We start from the raw sequence: 14,946 nt of genomic DNA, 5'->3' as shown, positions 1-14,946 counted from the left end.
GAGGCGAAAACAATGTCTGAACAAATGCTAAAAGAAAAGCCTGAGAGCGCGGTTATAATTCCTCAGCAGCACCATGTGCTCGAGATGAAGGATCTGTCTATTTTCTACGGAAACAAACAGGCCGTTCGTCACGTGAATATGGAGATTGAAAAAAATGCGGTGACCGCTTTGATCGGGCCGTCAGGATGCGGCAAATCTACTTTTCTTAGAAATATTAACCGCATGAATGACTTAATTCCTTCTGCAAGAAGCGAAGGTGAAATTTTGTATGAAGGATTAAATATACTGGGAAGCAATATTAACGTTGTCAGCTTAAGAAGAGAAATCGGCATGGTCTTCCAAAAGCCGAATCCATTTCCAAAATCGATCTACCATAATATCACGCATGCATTAAAATATGCGGGAGAGCGGAACAAATCAGTGCTCGACGACATCGTGGAAGAAAGCTTAACAAAAGCGGCGCTCTGGGATGAAGTAAAGGACCGTTTGCATTCATCCGCACTTTCGTTATCAGGCGGTCAGCAGCAGCGTTTATGTATTGCCAGAACGCTCGCGATGAAGCCGGCCGTTCTGCTTCTTGATGAACCTGCTTCAGCGCTAGATCCGATTTCAAATGCGAAAATAGAAGAATTGATTACGGAATTGAAAAGCGAATACTCAATTATTATTGTCACTCACAATATGCAGCAGGCTCTGCGGGTGTCTGACCGGACGGCTTTCTTTTTAAACGGCGAGATCGTTGAATACGGACAGACCGAACAAATTTTCACAAGTCCGAAGCAGCAAAAAACAGAGGATTACATTAACGGGAAATTCGGATAGGAGGCTGGCAATGAGTATTGCTACCGAAGCTGTAAAGAAACAGGAAGTATATCAAGTCAACGGAATGAATTTATGGTATGGGGAAAACCATGCTTTGAAAAATATCAATTTGAGCATTAATCAAAACGAAGTCACGGCGATTATCGGGCCGTCAGGATGCGGCAAATCGACATTTATTAAAACATTGAATTTAATGATTCAAATGACGCCGAATGTAAAGCTTGCGGGTGAGCTGAACTATAATGGCAGCAACATTTTAAAGGATAAAGTCGATATCGTAGATCTACGCAAAAATATCGGCATGGTATTTCAGAAAGGAAACCCGTTTCCGCAATCAATTTTTGATAATGTTGCTTACGGACCGAGAGTTCACGGCATCAAAAATAAAAAGAAGCTGCAAGACATTGTAGAAAAGTCATTAAAAGACGTGGCGCTGTGGGATGAGGTGAAGGATCGTTTGCATTCATCTGCACTCTCATTATCAGGCGGCCAGCAGCAGCGTCTCTGTATCGCCAGAGCTCTTGCGACAAATCCTGATATTTTGCTGATGGATGAGCCGACATCTGCGCTAGATCCAATTTCGACTAGAAAAATTGAAGAGCTCATTCTTCAGCTGAAAAATAAATACACCATCGTTATCGTGACGCACAACATGCAGCAGGCAGCGAGGGTTTCTGATCAAACTGCATTTTTCTACATGGGTGAGCTTGTTGAATGCGACAATACAAATAAAATGTTCTCTCAGCCGAGAGATCAAAGAACACTCGATTATATTACAGGGAAATTCGGATAAAAAAAACAGGCTGTTACATAGCCTGTTTTTTTTATCGTGTTAATGTTTTAACGATCTTTTTGAAGCTCATATCTGATTTAACTTTAAATTCTCCGGCACGAATCTCCTTGTGATACCCAGCGTCGATCACGTAGTCATTAAAGTCCTTAGCTGAAGAAATAATGCCTTCTTTTTCAAGAATAGCTGATACATCTGCGGTGCTCATGCCGTCTTTAATGATGAGCTTGTACGTTTTTACTTTGTTTTTCGAGTCTGAGCTGCTGTCATCGCTCAGAGATTTCTCTTTTGAGTCGAGAAGCTTTTGATATTCATCACGGTTAACAGAAACCATTTTTTTAGAATCGAGATAATTGTTCACGTCCTGCTCGGTTACTGTTTTTTGTTCTTTTACAGCAGCGGCTTGATCTTCATCTGTCAGATAAAAAACACTTGCGAGAACGGCTGTCGCTAATATGATACCGCCGGCAAATGCCTGAATGCCTCGTTTTGTCATACGAGCACCTTCTCATTATCTTTTATAATCGTATTCACGTCTTCTACTGATACATGCTCAGCTTTAGCAATTGCTTCAGCTGACATGCCGTTATTATATTTAGAAAGTATTTGTTTGGCGATCTTTTGATTGATGCCGCTGTTCTTTGCTTTATGGATCACAAGGTTTGTTTCAAGTAATTCTTCCTCAAGCACTGTCATTTTCTTTTTGAGCTTATAAATTTCCTGCATAGCAGAAAGCTGCAATGTTTCAAGCTCCTGCTCGACATCTTTCATCGGATCTCGTTGAGAATATGAGAATGCAATTAGCGCTATACTGACGATAAACAACGCAATAATAGCAATTTCCACGTTTCATCACCTTCTATTCTTTTTTTATCCTTCTTTTTTATACCATAAAACAAGTGGATTCTAAAGGAATTCGCGAAAAAAACGAGTTTTTGTCGAGAAATCTTTCTTTTCTTCCTTTATGGGTAATGGTTTAATAGGATCACCGAGCCAATGGAAGGAAAGGAGAATGTGAGAAGCCTATGGACAAACACTCATTTCCCCATAACATTCGAAGCGGGATTCCTTTTTTTAGGGACATATTCGACATGAACATCCAAAACTCTCACACATTGACAGTCCGATGGAATCTTTCAGTTGAGACGATGAAACTGGCGGAAACCGTGCTTTTCGAAAAAGCGCCGGACATGATAAAAGAAATCCGTATTTTCGTGAAAAGAAACGGTATAGAAGCTGTCAGGACGAAACGCATAAAACGGGGCAAAGGGAAATGGATCATTGTTCAGGTGCCTGGTCATGCTTTATATCGCGCAGAATGCAGAATACTGAATTCAATGAATGTTTCTCTCAAACTAGCTGAAACAGAGGACATCTTTCTTGCAGAAAACGGTGTCAGCGACATAAACAGTTTCCGCAATGCAGAAATACATACCAGGTGGGAGGAGCAATTTTCTGCTTATACCTGCTATCGCACTGAGGGAAAAGGGAAATGAACATCCTTATGCTTTCATTCGAGCCGTCTTATTTCTTATTTAAATCCGCATATCAAAATAACGGTATGCGTTCCAAGCGGTAAGCTATGTTCCAATGCGAATGTTGAAGACTTTATAGCTGATGTCAATGTCAGAATGGTTCAACAAGTGTTGTCATGCAATGATCGCTTTGATCTGATTCATGCCCATGATGACATGACGGCTCCTGCCGCTCATTATTTGAAAAAGCAGCTTGGCATTCCGCTTGCTGCAACGATCCACGGGCTTGAAAGCAGAAGGAAGCGTGCATGCAAAGAAACGCCTCATCCGTACAGGCTGCTGACGGAGAGGCTCCTCCTTGAAATTTCCGACGAACTGATTGTGTTAAGCAGTTTTATGAAGAGATCGATGAATAAGGCGTATCCGTTTCGTGAAAAAATAACCGTCATCCCAAGCCCTCTGTCTCTGCAGGCAAAAAGCGGCCTAGCTGAAAGGATCATTCATAAAAGATACTTGTTTTCGTTTGGAAGGTTTGTTCCGGAAAAAGGGTTTTCACAGCTGTTGAAGGTATTTTCTATTCTGAACAAATGCCGGCCTGACCTTCAGTTGGTGCTAGCTGGACAAGGGCCGTTTCTGGCTGCCTATAAGAAACTGGCTGAGCAATTGAGCATAAAGGAAAGTGTAATGTTTTATCCTTTTTTAAATAGAAGAGAGATCGTGACGTTACTGTCTCAATGTGAAATGGCTGTTTTCCCAAGCTTTTATGAACCCTTTGGGCTCGCTGCACAAGAAAGCATGGAACAAGGCGTGCTGACAGCTGTTTCACAGTCGGGCGGTTTTTGTGACTTTGCCGTTCATGACAAAACTGCAATTGCTGCTGATTTTTCGCAAGAACGGGAGGCAGCCGATAGGCTTCACAACATATTAATAGATGAAGAAAAGGCCCGCCGGATAAAAGAAGCGGGCAGAGAACAGGTGATGAAACTGCATCATCCACGGATCATCACAGCATCATATTTGCAGCTTTATCAGCGTCTATCCAATAATTCATCATTTCATTGAAAAACATCCTAGCATTCCGTGCATTATAGTGGTATTATATATAAGTCTGAATAAGTAAATGATATTTAGTTTGGAGGGAAAACAATGCGCGTTAATATTACTTTGGCTTGCACAGAATGTGGTGAGCGTAACTATATTTCTAAAAAGAACAAACGCAACAATCCAGACCGCGTTGAATTTAAAAAATATTGCCCACGTGATAAAAAATCTACGTTACACCGTGAAACAAAATAACAGCATAGCTGTTTGAGGTGTAAGAAAAAAGCCAGAGCTTTGAAAAAGGTTCTGGCTTTTTTCTATTCCGAGGGGGATGGAAATGAAAGCACAATTAAGAAAAAAAACAATAGAAACGTTATCAGCGATATCGAGTGAAGAACTGTCTAAGAAAACTGCGCGTATCAACAAGCATTTATTTTCACTCCAAGAGTGGCAAAATGCCAGCACCATAGCCGTCACCATTTCAAGAGGGCTGGAGGTACCGACACGGCCGATCATCGAAAAAGCCTGGGGCGAAGGGAAAGAAGTTTGTATTCCCAAGTGTGATCCCGACACGAAAAGAATGCAGTTCCGCACATTCCAAGCGGATGATCAGCTGGAAACGGTTTACGCCGGACTTCAGGAGCCGATGATTGAGAAAACGAATGAAGTGATCCAATCACAGATTGATTTGATGATCGTGCCTGGCGTATGTTTCGATGCCAACGGCTATAGGATTGGCTTTGGCGGCGGTTATTATGATCGTTATTTAAGTGATTATAAAGGGAACACAGTTTCTTTGCTTTTAGAATGCCAGCTGTATGATCACGTGCCGCATCTGTCACATGATATCCCGGTTCAAATGCTGGTTACTGAGGAACGAATCATTTCTTGCTTTTCATAGCTTTCTCGTCCCTCCGTCAAGAATAAATAAGAAAGAATAACAAACCCTAATGGCAGGAGGGATATAATGAAAAAATTTATGATCTATGCCATTTGTGCTGTTTCTGCCGTGATGTTTTACCAAAACCGTTACCGTCTCATGAATACCGTGCTCAGCCAGCCCGGGATCAGACGGTCCTTTATTCATCTTTTTTTAAGAATCCCGTTTATCCGCAATAAGTTTATACAGCAAGCTTTTTAAAAATCCCGTTTTCACGGGATTTTTTGCTTTTAGTAGGCGTCAAGAGCACCAGCTGTTATAATGAAAAAAAACCATTGGAGCGGTAAACATGTATTTGTTGGAGTATACATATTGGAAGGTCGCGGCGCATTTAGTAAGAAGAGGGTATGGCGTCATACAATCCGGTGAATCTGATGAAATATGGCTGGAAGCACCGGACAAATCCTCTCATGATCTGATTCGCCTCTTAAAACAGAATATTGATTTTCGCCAAGAAATTGCAAGGGACATAGAAGTGCAGGCGGAGCGAGTAGAGCATGTCAGAAAGTCTATCGGCCAGCGGCATTTGAAGCTGCTGAATGTGCTGATTTCAGCGGAAGCCCCTGTCGATGACTGGGAGGAAATCGCTGAAAAGCCTTTTGAAAAGGGACAGGTATCCGTTGAAACTGCACTTGTGACTGGCACTTCGCTTCATGAAGATCTGCAGGCAGTTTTTCCCTCACTTGATGCTGTTGAATGGACGGAAGACCGAGACTCATTGGAACACGCGCAAATGGCGAAAGAACGCTTTTTTTCACTAGTGCAGAAACAAGAGGAACAGCGAAAAAAAGAAGCGGCGTTTTTCCAGAACGGAAAACCGATCTTTACATATTTGTTCATCGCGTTGCAGCTCGTGATGTTTTTCCTGCTCGAAATAAACGGAGGCAGCACCAATACGGAGACGCTTGTTGCTTTCGGTGCTAAGGAAAACGGCCTGATTGCAGCCGGAGAATGGTGGCGCCTGCTGACGCCGATTGTGCTTCACATCGGCCTTGCGCATTTAGCCTTTAACACGCTGGCTTTATGGTCGGTTGGAACCGCTGTTGAGCGCATGTATGGATCAGGCAGATTTTTGCTGATTTATTTGGCGGCGGGTATCACGGGATCGATCGCCAGCTTCGTGTTCAGTCCGTATCCGTCAGCCGGTGCTTCAGGCGCCATATTCGGATGCTTAGGCGCATTGCTGTATGTAGCTGTGTCAAACCGAAAAATGTTTCTAAAAACGATAGGCACAAATATTATTGTTATTATCCTGATAAATCTGGGTTTTGGCTTTGCGGTCTCAAATATTGATAATTCGGGGCATATTGGCGGCTTGGCCGGCGGTTTTCTTGCTGCGGCAGCACTTGGTTTGCCAAAAGCAAAAGACTGGGGCAAAAAACTGGTGTCAGCGATTCTGCTGGCTGCCCTGGCCGGCGGGTTTCTCTATTACGGATTGCATTCACCGTCCCATCAGGAGACAGCGCTGATCCGGCAGGCAAATGAGCTTTACCAGGAAGGAAAATATAAAGAAGTAACCGAATTGCTGAACGGTGAAGCAGAGCAGAAAGACGCTTCAGCTGATCTTCTGAAAGTCCTGGCAGTTTCTGATATTCAAATCGGCGAATATGATCAGGCGATTTCTCTTTTGGAAAGAGCAGTGCAAAAAGAGCCTAAAGACCATGCGTCCTATTACAATTTGGCATTGCTGTATGCGGAAAAAAATGAACTTGGTCAAGCTGATCAGGCAATCAGGACCGCTGTAAAGCTGAAGCCGAAGGAGAAGCGTTACATAGAACTGCAGCAGCAAATTGAAAATAATAAAGAATAAATGACTGGATGAGAAAACGTTGAATTTGCCAAGGAATGAATCCCGGGTATTTTTGTCAGCGTTTTCTTCTTGACTGGCCGGTTCTTTATGACTACGCTATTTATAGTTAAGATCAAGAATGGTGAGGAATATGAATACATTTTATGATGTACAGCAGCTGTTAAAAACATTTGGACACATTGTTTACTTTGGTGACAGAGAGCTTGAAATTGAGTTTATGCTTGATGAATTAAAGGAACTATATATAAATCATATGATTGAGAAGGAGCAGTGGGCTAAAGCGGCAGCTGTCCTTCATAAAGAGCTGGAACAAACAAAAAAACGAAAGAGATTTACGTAAAGGTTAAGGTGATAAAAATGGACGAGATATGGTTTGCGGGAATCGATCTTGGAGGAACGACGATAAAACTCGCATTTATTAATCAATATGGAGAGATTCAGCATAAATGGGAAGTGCCGACCGATAAGTCCGGTGACACCATTACCGTGACAATAGCAAAAGCGATTGACAGCAAGCTGGATGAGCTTCATAAACCGAAGCACATCGTCAAATATATAGGAATGGGCGCACCGGGGCCAGTAGATATGGCAACTGGGGTCGTTTATGAAACGGTAAATCTGGGCTGGAAAAACTATGCTTTAAAAAATCATCTGGAAACGGAAACAGGCATCCCAGCGGTTATAGAAAATGATGCGAATATTGCCGCGCTCGGAGAAATGTGGAAGGGTGCGGGTGATGGCGCAAAAGACGTCATTCTCGTTACTCTAGGCACAGGAGTTGGCGGCGGTATTATTGTGAATGGGGAGATTGTGCACGGGATAAATGGCGCTGGTGGAGAAATCGGCCATATTTGCAGCATCCCTGAAGGCGGGGCGCCGTGCAACTGCGGTAAAACAGGCTGTATTGAAACCATCGCGTCAGCAACTGGCATTGTTAGAATTGCAAAAGAGAAAATTGCAAAAGCTAAAAAGCCGACTCAATTAAAAGCATCTGATCATTTAACGGCACGAGATGTATTTGAAGCAGCAAATGAAAATGATGAATTAGCTCTTGAAGTTGTCGATTATGTAGCTAAGCATCTCGGCCTGGTGCTTGGCAATCTGGCCAGCTCGCTTAATCCGTCAAAAATTGTTCTCGGCGGCGGCGTTTCAAGAGCCGGAGAATTGCTGAGATCCAAAGTCGAGAAAACATTCCGTATATGTGCCTTTCCGCGCGCTGCGGAAGCGGCTGATATATCTATTGCGGCGCTTGGAAATGATGCGGGCGTTATCGGAGGGGCTTGGATTGCTAAGAATGAATGGCTGAAACACCAAAATTGTTAAATTTGTGAAAATGAAATTGATTTTTTGTTATGTTCAGGTTAAGATTTAATTTGATGTGTTAATGAGAATGTTGTGAATAGACTGATTTTTTTGAGCGTGCTTGCATAGGAGGTTGAAATGCGAAAAACGTTTTTTTCGATGATTTCATTTATGCTGATTGCCATTTTAATGATGTGGCTGAAAACGTATGTTGTTTACAAAACCAGTTTTCATATTAAAATTGACAATCTTACGCAGGAATTTATTCTGTTTATCAACCCATTGAGCTTTTTGCTGCTTATTTTTGGCTTCAGCCTGTTTTTAAAGGGAAGAAACAGAAATCGTTACATTATTGCCATGAGTTGTATGGTCACATTTGTTTTGCTGGCGAATATGGTTTTTTATCGTTTTTACAATGATTTCCTAACGATTCCGGTTCTTTTTCAAACAAGCAATATGGGCGATCTGGGAAGCAGCATCGGAACGCTTCTTGAGCCGACAGACCTCCTATTGGCTGTAGATATCGTGATTTTAATATGGCTTTATATGCGTCAAAAAGCCTTTCAATCAGACATCCCCTCCACGAAAAATGAACGGGCGGCATATTTTTTGTTTGTGGCTTCCGTTTATTTCTTCAACTTAGGTCTGTCTGAGGCAGAACGGCCGCAGTTATTGACACGCTCATTTGACAGAGAAATGCTCGTTAAAAATATCAGCCTTTTTAATTTTCATATTTATGACGGAGTACTTCAGTCGAAGCAATCCGCACAAAGAGCGCTGGCTGACAGCAACAGCCTGACGGAAATTGAAAACTATGTCACAGCCAATGCGAAAGATGCCAATAAGAACTTATTTGGCGCCGCAAAAGGCAGAAACGTCATACTCGTATCTCTGGAGTCGACACAAAGCTTTGTGATCAATGAAAAGGTGAACGGAAAAGAAATCACCCCGTTTTTGAATGATTTTATAAAAGAAAGCTATAACTTTAGTAATGTTTACCACCAAACCGGGCAGGGGAAAACCTCTGATTCTGAATTTATCGTTGACAATTCACTTTATCCGCTTGGACGAGGCGCTGTGTTCTTTACAAATGCGGGCAATCAATACATGGCCGCCCCGGAGATACTCAAAAATAACGGATATTATTCAGCGGTGCTCCATGCTAATAATAAAAGCTTTTGGAATCGCGACTTAATGTACGATTCATTTGGGTATGATTCATTTTTTGATATTGAATCGTATGATGTCAATGACGATAATTCAGTCGGCTGGGGGCTAAAGGATAAAGAATTTTTTGAACAGTCTTCAGAGCTGATGAAAAACCTGCCTCAGCCGTTTTACTCCAGGCTGATCACACTCACGAACCACTTTCCGTTTGACCTTGATGAAGAGGACAAATTGATTGAGGAATATGATTCAAGCAGCCAAACGTTAAACAAGTATTTCCCAACTGTTCGCTATCAGGATGAGGCGCTGAAACGATTTATCGAAAAGCTGAAGGAAGACGGGTTATATGATAACTCCATTATTGTTTTATACGGTGACCATTACGGGATATCGGAAAACCATAATGAAGCGATGGGGCAGTTTTTAGGGAAAGAAATTACACCATTTGAAGAAGTGCAGCTCCAAAAAGTGCCGTTTGTCGTTCATATTCCTGGAATTACAGACAAGAAGCCGAAAACGATTGATAAGGTAGGCGGACAAATCGATATCCGGCCGACGCTGATGAATCTGTTAGGTATTGATACAAAGAACTTCATTCAATTCGGCAACGATCTGCTTTCTGACGACAAATTGGACTTTACAGTGCTGCGGGACGGAAGCTTTATCACAGACCAGATCGTGTATACTGACGGTCTATGTTATGACAAAGCGACTGGAAAGCCTTTGAAAGAGGCAAAACAATGTGAAACATTTGCAGATAAAGCGAAGCAGGAGCTTTCACTTTCCGATGAAATCATTTACGGAGATTTGTTACGATTTTATGATCAGGAAAGATTGGACAATTCGTCAAAACGAAAAGAAAAACAAATTCTTGATCAGGCCTCATGATCACAAAGTCTCCCGTATCAAAAAATGCGGGAGGCTTTCTTTTTTAAAAAACGCCGTCATATAGTAACAAAAAGGGGGATGATGATGGCGTTTATTACGATAAAACCTGAGATCAAATACAATTACACTTTATTGGCAAGAGAACTGAAGATAGATGAGACATTGCTTAGAAGTGCCAATCAAACAGCACAGAAACATCAATTGTACTGTCCGGGTTATAAGATTGAAGAAAGCACTGATAAGGAGCTTCAATCCATTCAGGAAGTAAAGCGCTTTTTACACCCGCTGCAGCTGCAGCCTGCTGATGACTGGCTGGAGCAAGAAAAAATCTATGACTTTCTTGCTGCCGAAGAGGAAATTAAAAAAATAATCAATGTGTTTCCGTTTGTTTCATGCCGGGAAATCGGACGTTCCGTTTTAGGCAGGCCGATCTGGGAGCTGGCAGTTGGGGGAGAGCATACCTCCAAAAAAGTTCACATGAATGCATCGTTTCATGCAAATGAGTGGATTACCACGTCTGTACTGCTGAAGTGGCTGAAGGAATATTGCCTTTCTTTATGTCATAATACGAATTTCTTTGGTTTTACTCCTTTGGAGCTGTTCAGCCGAACCTCTCTGTCTCTTGTTCCTCTTGTGAATCCGGATGGCGTTGATCTTGTCTTACACGGATCAGCGGGCATGGGAGACAGGAGAGATGAACTTGATAGACTAAACTGCCATCGTCCGAATTTTAATGAATGGAAAGCAAATATTAACGGAGTTGATTTAAATAAACAATTCCCGTCTTTATGGGAAATTGAAAAGTACCGCAAACCAAAAACGCCCAGCTACCGAGATTTTCCCGGAACTTCTCCGCTCACGGAGCCGGAATCCATTGCGATGCAGCAGCTGATAACAGCGGATCCGCCTGACAGGCTGGTGGCCCTTCACACTCAAGGAGAAGAAATCTATTGGGGATATAAAGGCCTTGAGCCCGAAGAATCGGCTGCAGTAATAAAGGATTTTGAGACGATAAGCGGAAACATTTATAAAGGAGTCAAGGATATTGACAGCTATGCGGGATTCCGCGACTGGTTTATTCATCACTATTTTAAGGAAGGTTATACGGTGGAGCTTGGAAAAGGTCAAAATCCCTTGCCGTTTGAGCAGTTTTCACATATTTACAAGGCGACAAGCGGGATCTTATGGAGGTCGTTATTTTTTCCTGAATAACTGAAACTTTTTCTTTTTCGTGCCGTATCAAATATGGGACAATAAATATGATCGGAGGGGGAGGCTGATGAGATCAGTTTGTTTGATTCTGCTGTCAGCATTGCTAGTTTGTTTATCGGCATGCGAACCATCTCATCAGCAGCAAAAACAGGCAGCGACGGCAAAAAGTGAGGAAAAAGAGATTGTTCCGCTGCCAGCAGGAAAAGCGGACGGAGCGGAAGGCTGGCTCAATAACAACACCATTCTGTATACAGCCTCAGATCCGACAAAAACAGAGCTTCTTGCATATCAAATCTTTAATGGCAAAACGAAAAAGCTCTATCAGACGGATGGTCAAATCGTTGATGTTCAAATCAATCCCAAGAAACAGATGATTCTGCTGCAGATCACGCATAGCCAACAGACAGCAGTAGTTTTGCTGAATCAAAAAGGGGAGAAGCTGTACCAGAAAGAATACGAAACGTACGAGCTGGAGGCAGCATGGAATCAGTATGATCCGTATCAAATGATGGTCACGGTATTCACTGAAAACTGGGACTTCAATACATATCACGTGGATGCCAAAAAAGACAAGTCTGCTTTAAGTCGAATACAGGTACCGTTTGTCCATTGGACCTCAAAAGACACATTTGACTATCTAAAAGAGGGAAGAAACGATAAAGAAGGCCCTTTGTATACGTATGATATTGCTTCTGAAGAGGAGAAAAAGCTGGAGGAGGATGTCCTTTACTTTGATTCTTTTCATAATATGAACTTTACCGTCAAAGCAGATTCCGGAGAGAACGGCTTGTATAAATTTACATCACCGCAATTGAATGGTGAAGCAGTTACAGCAGAATGGCCGCTCCAAACCAAATATACAAGTCTGGCTCCGATGGAGTATGATTTTGATGAGGCTGGCGGTCTGTTTTACACGTTTAAAGAAAGCGGGGACGCATATAAGCTGTCAGCGATCGATATGAAATCGGGAAAGGCGCAGGATCTTCTTACCTTGCCTGAAATGAAGCCGATCCAAGTATCCCCGAATGGAAAATATGCGTTGTACGGTTTTCATTTTGAGCGCATAATTTCATTAATATCACATGAAATGAAGCCAATCATCATTGATAAAAAGGAGATGGAATAATTAATGGCTATCGCAGATGTAACCATTATCCCAATCGGAACAGAAACACCTAGTGTGAGCGCCTACGTGGCGGATGTGCAGAAAATTTTAGAGGGCTACAAGGCAGAAGGGAAAATCAAATATCAGCTGACACCAATGAACACACTGATTGAAGGCGAACTCAGCGACCTTTTTACTGTGATTCAGGCGATTCACGAAGCGCCGTTCCAAAAAGGGCTTCACAGAGTGGCGACCAACATTCGCATCGATGACAGACGGGACAAAAAAACGACGCTTGAAAGTAAAATAGAAAGCGTGAATAAACATTTACAGCAATAAAAAATAAACCTGTATCCCATTGGATACAGGTTTTAATGTGCAGTAGGATAACCGCTGTTTATCACCGTCATCACTGTAAACCAGCCAAACACACACAAGGTGGCTCCGGCTAATAAAAATCCAAGTATGTTTTTGTTTTTCACAGAACGCAAGACTCCCCATAAAGCGAAAAGAGCGACAAGGCCGAAAATCACGACAAGTAACATTACGCAGCCCCCTTTACATTGAAAAACCTGCAATTCTTTCCATTTTTATTCTACCCGTTTTCAGTGTGTTTGTCGATAGCGTTTTCATAGCGATTGTTTGAATCTTTTTTCAAAAACCCTCATAATAGGAGCATAAAAAGGAAAGAGGTGAGAAAAGTGAAATGGAGAAGAATGCCTGTAGGACCGATTCAAGCGAATGCATATTTTTTAATCAGTGATGATCAATGCCTGATTTTTGATCCGGGCGGCGAAGGAGATAAAATCAACCAATACATAAAAGAAAAAGGATTAACGCCTTTAGCCATTTTACTGACACACGCCCATTTTGACCATATTGGGGCGCTGGATGACGTGAGAGACAGATGGGATATTCCTGTCTATCTGCATCAAAATGAAAAGAATTGGCTTACAGATGCCTCATTAAACGGCTCAGGAATGCTGAGAGGGATAGAAGTGACAGCTAAGCCGGCAGATCATTTGATTGAAGGGGACGGTGAGCTGAATATTGGGCCTTTCCATCTGGAGACGCTATTTACACCGGGACATTCCCCGGGAAGCGTTTCATATTACGTGAAGGATGCCGACCTGGTGATTTCCGGTGATGTCCTGTTTCAAGGCGGGATAGGCCGTACAGATTTACATGGAGGCGACCAAGAAACGCTGCTGACGTCTATCCATGAAAAATTGCTTACGCTGCCGGAGCACACATTGGTGTTAAGCGGACATGGCCCTGAAACTGACGTGCAGACTGAGCAGGATCAAAATCCGTTTTTAAATGGTTTTTCATTATAGAAAAAGAGACAAACCGATGAGGTTTGTCTCTTTTTGCCTTTAATGTCCTCCGCCGCCTGGTACCATAATAAAAATGGAATAGTATGTGAAGCCGGCAAAGAAGATGGTTAAATAAGCGCCAAAGATATAAATGTACATCCGTTCTGTTAAATTCAAATACGATAGAAACACAAATAAGATCGTCTGTCCAAAAAATAAAAGGGAAGCATCTTTCATATCACCTAAATAAAACATGACTGCAAATATTCCCGTCCAAAATCCTAACACCCGGAACATGCGATTCATTTTTTATCCCCTCCCGAGAGTCCCTCTGACTGTTATTATAATAGATTACGGACAAAAATGTAAACATTTTCATTATTAATATGAAAAATGGTATTTAACCCTTTGATTGCGTTTTCTATTATATGTGCGGTTTTTTAGAAATAAACCGAAAAAAAGTTCGATAAATGGTTTAAAGAAAAATTGTTACGGGTAGTTATTCTACAAAGAGATCGTTAACTGGAGGAGGAAAAAACATAATGGAACAATTAACTTTTTACTCATACCCAAGCTGCACGTCATGCCGAAAAACAAAACATTGGCTCAAAGCGCACCAGATTGAATTTAACGAACGGCACTTATTCAGAGAAACTCCAACGATGGATGAATTAAAGTATATTTTATCTTTAACGACAGAAGGAATTGACGAAATTTTAGCAACAAGAAGCCAAACCTTCAAAAATTTAAATTTAAACATTGAAGATATGACTGTAAACGAAGTGCTGGAACTTTTAATTGAGAAACCGAAGCTTTTGCGCCGTCCGATTCTCGTGGACAACAGGAAGCTTGTTATCGGATACAATCCGGGAGAACTGTTAAAGTTATCGAAAAAGAAAACGGTTCATCAATCTGCATGATGAAAAACCGAAGATCCGCTGATTTGCTTGAATCAGCTTATCTTCGGTTTTTCACGGTTCAGAAACTGGGCTAGCTGGATTCGAACCAACGATCACGGAGTCAAAGTCCATTGCCTTACCGCTTGGCTATAGCCCATTGAATATAAAAATAGTATGTG

At 41.9% G+C, this 14,946-nt stretch carries 19 protein-coding genes, 1 tRNA gene and 1 pseudogene; 16 read left to right on the top strand and 5 right to left on the bottom strand.

All coding sequences use genetic code 11. The annotated features are described in order from the left end of the window. The first annotated feature begins 12 nt into the window (after positions 1-12). Together pstB (CJU60_RS06575) and pstB (CJU60_RS06570) are read left to right on the top strand one after the other, a co-directional pair. Entirely contained in the window at positions 13-822 is an 810-nt protein-coding gene (gene pstB, locus CJU60_RS06575) for a phosphate ABC transporter ATP-binding protein PstB (protein ID WP_024122065.1), read from the top strand. 10 nt (positions 823-832) lie between these two features. After that, positions 833-1,615: a phosphate ABC transporter ATP-binding protein PstB gene (gene pstB, locus CJU60_RS06570; RefSeq protein WP_024122064.1), complete on the top strand. Its 783-nt coding sequence runs from the start codon at positions 833-835 to the stop codon at positions 1,613-1,615. Between the two features lie 31 nt (positions 1,616-1,646). Here the strand turns inward: pstB (CJU60_RS06570) and CJU60_RS06565 are convergent, their stop codons facing one another. Further along, positions 1,647-2,108 carry an endolytic transglycosylase MltG gene (locus CJU60_RS06565; RefSeq protein WP_024122063.1) on the bottom strand — a complete coding sequence of 154 codons (462 nt, stop codon included), beginning with the start codon at positions 2,106-2,108 and terminating at the stop codon, positions 1,647-1,649. Next, positions 2,105-2,458 carry a hypothetical protein gene (locus CJU60_RS06560; RefSeq protein ID WP_095713285.1) on the bottom strand — a complete coding sequence of 118 codons (354 nt, stop codon included), beginning with the start codon at positions 2,456-2,458 and terminating at the stop codon, positions 2,105-2,107. The genes CJU60_RS06565 and CJU60_RS06560 overlap by 4 nt, the downstream gene beginning before the upstream one ends. Before the next feature lie 179 nt (positions 2,459-2,637). Here CJU60_RS06560 and CJU60_RS06555 point away from each other — a divergent pair, with 179 nt between their 5' ends. From CJU60_RS06555 to CJU60_RS06500, 12 genes and pseudogenes are all read left to right on the top strand, one after another. After that, positions 2,638-3,108, top strand: coding sequence for a hypothetical protein (locus CJU60_RS06555; RefSeq protein ID WP_223203881.1), 471 nt, complete (start codon positions 2,638-2,640; stop codon positions 3,106-3,108). 135 nt (positions 3,109-3,243) lie between these two features. Further along, on the top strand, positions 3,244-4,149 hold the full coding sequence (locus CJU60_RS06550) for a glycosyltransferase family 4 protein (protein WP_255238325.1): 906 nt from the start codon (positions 3,244-3,246) through the stop codon (positions 4,147-4,149). Positions 4,150-4,233: 84 nt separating this feature from the next. After that, positions 4,234-4,383 (top strand): 50S ribosomal protein L33, encoded by a 150-nt coding sequence (rpmG, locus tag CJU60_RS06545; protein ID WP_003153056.1) that lies wholly within the window; start codon positions 4,234-4,236, stop codon positions 4,381-4,383. Between the two features lie 82 nt (positions 4,384-4,465). Further along, positions 4,466-5,029 carry a 5-formyltetrahydrofolate cyclo-ligase gene (locus CJU60_RS06540; protein ID WP_095713282.1) on the top strand — a complete coding sequence of 188 codons (564 nt, stop codon included), beginning with the start codon at positions 4,466-4,468 and terminating at the stop codon, positions 5,027-5,029. A 66-nt stretch (positions 5,030-5,095) separates the two neighbouring features. Next, positions 5,096-5,269, top strand: a complete 174-nt coding sequence (locus CJU60_RS06535; RefSeq protein ID WP_024122059.1) for a hypothetical protein — start codon at positions 5,096-5,098, stop codon at positions 5,267-5,269. 88 nt (positions 5,270-5,357) lie between these two features. Continuing rightward, positions 5,358-6,878, top strand: coding sequence for a rhomboid protease YqgP (yqgP, locus tag CJU60_RS06530; RefSeq protein ID WP_095713281.1), 1,521 nt, complete (start codon positions 5,358-5,360; stop codon positions 6,876-6,878). Between the two features lie 130 nt (positions 6,879-7,008). Then, positions 7,009-7,225 (top strand): annotated as a pseudogene (locus tag CJU60_RS06525) (YqgQ family protein). Positions 7,226-7,235: 10 nt separating this feature from the next. Further along, positions 7,236-8,201 (top strand): glucose kinase GlcK, encoded by a 966-nt coding sequence (glcK, locus tag CJU60_RS06520; protein ID WP_044154564.1) that lies wholly within the window; start codon positions 7,236-7,238, stop codon positions 8,199-8,201. 117 nt (positions 8,202-8,318) lie between these two features. Then, the gene (locus CJU60_RS06515; RefSeq protein WP_095713280.1) at positions 8,319-10,235 is read left to right on the top strand and encodes an LTA synthase family protein; all 1,917 of its coding nucleotides are present in this window, start codon (positions 8,319-8,321) and stop codon (positions 10,233-10,235) included. Between the two features lie 81 nt (positions 10,236-10,316). Then, positions 10,317-11,447: a M14 family metallopeptidase gene (locus CJU60_RS06510; RefSeq protein WP_095713309.1), complete on the top strand. Its 1,131-nt coding sequence runs from the start codon at positions 10,317-10,319 to the stop codon at positions 11,445-11,447. A 67-nt stretch (positions 11,448-11,514) separates the two neighbouring features. Then, complete coding sequence (locus CJU60_RS06505; protein WP_095713279.1) at positions 11,515-12,573, top strand: YqgU-like beta propeller domain-containing protein; 1,059 nt, start codon at positions 11,515-11,517, stop codon at positions 12,571-12,573. A gap of 3 nt (positions 12,574-12,576) precedes the next feature. Beyond that, on the top strand, positions 12,577-12,891 hold the full coding sequence (locus tag CJU60_RS06500) for an MTH1187 family thiamine-binding protein (protein WP_010334936.1): 315 nt from the start codon (positions 12,577-12,579) through the stop codon (positions 12,889-12,891). A gap of 32 nt (positions 12,892-12,923) precedes the next feature. On the opposite strand, the gene CJU60_RS06495 is transcribed toward CJU60_RS06500, so the two are convergent. After that, on the bottom strand, positions 12,924-13,097 hold the full coding sequence (locus CJU60_RS06495; protein WP_010334935.1) for a DUF2759 domain-containing protein: 174 nt from the start codon (positions 13,095-13,097) through the stop codon (positions 12,924-12,926). Between the two features lie 156 nt (positions 13,098-13,253). Between CJU60_RS06495 and CJU60_RS06490 the strand changes: the two genes are divergently transcribed. Continuing rightward, positions 13,254-13,889 (top strand): MBL fold metallo-hydrolase, encoded by a 636-nt coding sequence (locus CJU60_RS06490; RefSeq protein WP_024122052.1) that lies wholly within the window; start codon positions 13,254-13,256, stop codon positions 13,887-13,889. Positions 13,890-13,928: 39 nt separating this feature from the next. On the opposite strand, the gene CJU60_RS06485 is transcribed toward CJU60_RS06490, so the two are convergent. Then, positions 13,929-14,174: a DUF2626 domain-containing protein gene (locus CJU60_RS06485; RefSeq protein WP_003226300.1), complete on the bottom strand. Its 246-nt coding sequence runs from the start codon at positions 14,172-14,174 to the stop codon at positions 13,929-13,931. Positions 14,175-14,407: 233 nt separating this feature from the next. Here CJU60_RS06485 and mgsR point away from each other — a divergent pair, with 233 nt between their 5' ends. After that, the gene (gene mgsR / locus CJU60_RS06480; RefSeq protein ID WP_026014741.1) at positions 14,408-14,788 is read left to right on the top strand and encodes a transcriptional regulator MgsR; all 381 of its coding nucleotides are present in this window, start codon (positions 14,408-14,410) and stop codon (positions 14,786-14,788) included. 65 nt (positions 14,789-14,853) lie between these two features. Here the strand turns inward: mgsR and CJU60_RS06475 are convergent. Then, positions 14,854-14,924 (bottom strand) — tRNA-Gln (locus CJU60_RS06475). Positions 14,925-14,946: the final 22 nt, after the last annotated feature.

The organism is Bacillus sp. 7705b (assembly GCF_002289525.1).
Classification (GTDB): domain Bacteria; phylum Bacillota; class Bacilli; order Bacillales; family Bacillaceae; genus Bacillus; species Bacillus halotolerans.
This window is presented reverse-complemented; position numbering and strand designations above follow the sequence as displayed.